The organism is Caballeronia sp., from assembly GCF_049581465.1.
In the GTDB taxonomy this organism is placed as follows: domain Bacteria; phylum Pseudomonadota; class Gammaproteobacteria; order Burkholderiales; family Burkholderiaceae; genus Caballeronia.
The window spans coordinates 1-2,880 of sequence record NZ_JBAUSA010000310.1 but is presented as its reverse complement, the minus strand read 5'-3'; the positions used below and the strand labels follow the sequence as shown (position 1 = coordinate 2,880).

Sequence of the window (2,880 nt, the reverse complement as noted above, 5' to 3'; positions counted from 1 at the left end):
ATCTTCAACCATGTTCAACACCCTCCTCGTTCCGCTGGACGGCTCGCCCCAGAGCGTACACGTTGTCAACCTTGCCAGCCGCGTGGCGGCGCCCAGTGCGGCAACCGTACACCTGCTATGCGTTGTCGACCCGTCCTACGCGTTGCCTCCCGGTTGCGAAAGCGGTGTCGCGCCCGATGGCCTGACCTACCCGTTCGCACACGCGGAGACCTCTTTCGCACGATCCGTCCTGGTTGCCGCAGCCGCACAGCTTGCCGACCGGAATCTCACAGTGGAACAGCACTTCTGCGCGGGAAATCCGGTCGACGTCATCCTCGAACAAGCCCGGCTGCTGACTGCGGAGATCATCGTGATGGGACATCACCATTTGTCACGGATACGCCGCTGGGCCAACCCGTCGCCCTGCGGCGCAGTCATTGAACGGGCGCGCTGTGCGGTACTGATCGAAACCCGGGACAAGGGCTAGCCGCTATGCCGGGAGAAGACCTGCCACGCGATAGCGCCGAGCGACTGAACATGAACCCGTGGAGCGAGAACCCGTTGCAGCAGGGTCTCGACAACATGTGGGATAACCGTATCTGGGTGCATATCCTGTATCGGATCATGACGGCGTTCCATATCCCGATGAATTTTTTCTGTCACCCAAGACAATTTTGTGGATATTAGCCGGATACACCCAGTCGCGAGCGTGGCGCTCGATGAGATCCATAAATGCCGGGGGACCACTGCAGTAGATCTGAGTGTTCGCATGTGCCGGGCTAATCGCGTGAGAAGTGGTCTCCTCCAACCGGTCGGCATTCAAGCCAAAATGGTGATGAACCCTGCCTTCGCTTTTAAGCGCGTCAAGTTCTTCTCGAAAGACTGCACGTTCAGGAGAGCGAGCGAAGTTGTGCAGATCGAATGTGTGACCTGCCAAGGCAAGCCGATTTGCGATTCCCGCGATCGATGCGGCGCCAACGCCTCCGGCAAAAAGTATAGAGCGTGTGCGTCCGTCTAAAATAACCGTAGGACTCCGTGGCGTTACGATAAACGCCTCGTCTCCCTGACTCAACCAGATGTCACCTGTTTCTGCGTTCGCGTCGCCATCGTCTTGTCTCACAGCGATTACATAGGCACGCGGCCGAGACGTAAAACAGCACAGGGGATATATTTTCTCCTTGTAGATGGCGTTACCGCGAACCAGTGCGACGCAAGCTCCATCGTCAAACGACGGAAGCTCCGAGCGGGACTTGGTTTGAAGTTCAACGGCATGGTAACTCTCGGCAAGTTGCCATTTCCGCGTAATGATGACTGATAGGAGGCTGTCGTGCATGTCTTCTCCAATAGGACCTTCGTCCTCCGAAATCGGGCGTTCGTCGATGGTTGGATTGCGTAAGATGGCCGGCCCAGGAAACTGTTCGGAGGACCGCTGAATGCCGGATTCAGGTTAGGGCGGAAGAGGTCCGCCAGCAAGGCGTTCAACGCGAATACCACGTATATAACTATGCTGATAGAGCGTGGCCGTCAGCTCGGTGCGCAAGCGGTCCTGCTGATTGGCCTGACGAAAGCTCGTCGTCAGCATGGCGCTCCAGAGTGTCACCGCTACGGAGGTCCAAATCGGTTTGGATAGTCCGTCATGATTCCGCTAAATCCTGCACGAATCAAGGCGTCGATTTCGCTTTCGTCGTTGCACGTCCAGGCATTGACCCATCTACCCGATGCCAATACTTCGCTGACGTGCTGGAGTTGAAGTGTTCCGTCTACCGAACCGAATCCGAGCGTGTCGAAGTCGGCGTAGCAGCCGGGATGAAACGCGTCAGCGTCGATCGCGTCGAGATAGGTCGTTAGCGCGCACAAGCGGTCACTGGTCAGGACCGCGGTCACCATGTTCGCGTCGAGCGCACGGACCGTCCGAAGTTGCTCGTGATCGAAAGAGGAAATGAGCACCCGCGATTCGAGGCCGCGAAGCTTGATCTGGTCGATGACCTTTTGGGCGATGCCCGGATACATGCGAGGGATTGTCTTGAGCTCTATGTTGATTAATATACTGGTCTCGGCGAAGAAGGACAAAGCTTCCGCTAGCGAAGGAATTCGCACATTCCCCGATTTGAACCACCTCAGCTCCACATCGGAAACGTAACGAGACAACTCGTCGGGCCGCAGCAACTGAAGATACGGCTGCCGTTCGTGGGCAGGCAGGTTGAGTTGTTCGACATGCCAGCTACCCGCATCGAGCGACTGAAGCTCCGCAAGAGTGAAATCGGAGACGAAGTAGCTGGAGCGGCCCGGAAAACGGCGCTTTACATCGCTGCATCGGTCGACCGTGTCATCGTGCACAACGACAGGATGCCCGTCGCGCGAAAGATGGACGTCGAACTCGATCATGTCGCTGCCAAGCTCGATAGCCTTCCTGAACGCGTCGATCGTGTTCTCGGGTACCAGGGCTCTCGCCCCACGATGCGCAATGCGCAACGGCGTATGGACTACGTGCGATCGCAACCGTTCGAGCCTTTCTGCTGAGCGGCTACGAGTAGTCACGGAGACACCGCTTTAGCGTCACCGACACCTGGGGTGCCTGGATTGATCCGTCTGCCAGTGGACCAATGAGCGTCGAACCAGCTCGAAAAGATCTCGATCATATTGCGGGCAATGTCGGGATCGAGGTTTTGCTCTTCCTGGTCCCCGACAAATACCATATAGGGGGTCGTTTTGATTATCCCGTCGAACGTGTCGCACACGCCTACAACGAGCACACTGTCGTCGATCAAGAATCCGTGCATGGTGGGCAGTTCGTTATAGGCTCTTGCTTCCACCGAGATATCCTTCTTGAGCGACGGCAGGGTGTCGGCGATCAGGCTCTTGAGGCGGCCTTCATTGACCTCGGCGGCCTTGATCTTGGAG

The 2,880-nt window shown here is 57.1% G+C and carries 4 protein-coding genes; 1 reads left to right on the top strand and 3 read right to left on the bottom strand.

Annotated elements, in window-relative coordinates; genetic code table 11:
• Positions 1-466, top strand: a 466-nt coding sequence (locus WCA53_RS07735) for a universal stress protein (RefSeq protein WP_423907622.1), incomplete at its 5' end; no start/stop codon positions are given.
• A 135-nt stretch (positions 467-601) separates the two neighbouring features.
• Here WCA53_RS07735 and WCA53_RS07730 read toward each other — a convergent pair.
• From WCA53_RS07730 to WCA53_RS07720, 3 genes are all read right to left on the bottom strand, one after another.
• Positions 602-1,312: an oxidoreductase gene (locus WCA53_RS07730; RefSeq protein ID WP_423907619.1), complete on the bottom strand. Its 711-nt coding sequence runs from the start codon at positions 1,310-1,312 to the stop codon at positions 602-604.
• Between the two features lie 269 nt (positions 1,313-1,581).
• Complete coding sequence (locus WCA53_RS07725; RefSeq protein ID WP_423907616.1) at positions 1,582-2,517, bottom strand: glycerophosphodiester phosphodiesterase; 936 nt, start codon at positions 2,515-2,517, stop codon at positions 1,582-1,584.
• Positions 2,514-2,880, bottom strand: a 367-nt coding sequence (locus WCA53_RS07720; RefSeq protein WP_423907614.1) for a hypothetical protein, incomplete at its 5' end; no start/stop codon positions are given. The genes WCA53_RS07725 and WCA53_RS07720, both read right to left, overlap by 4 nt.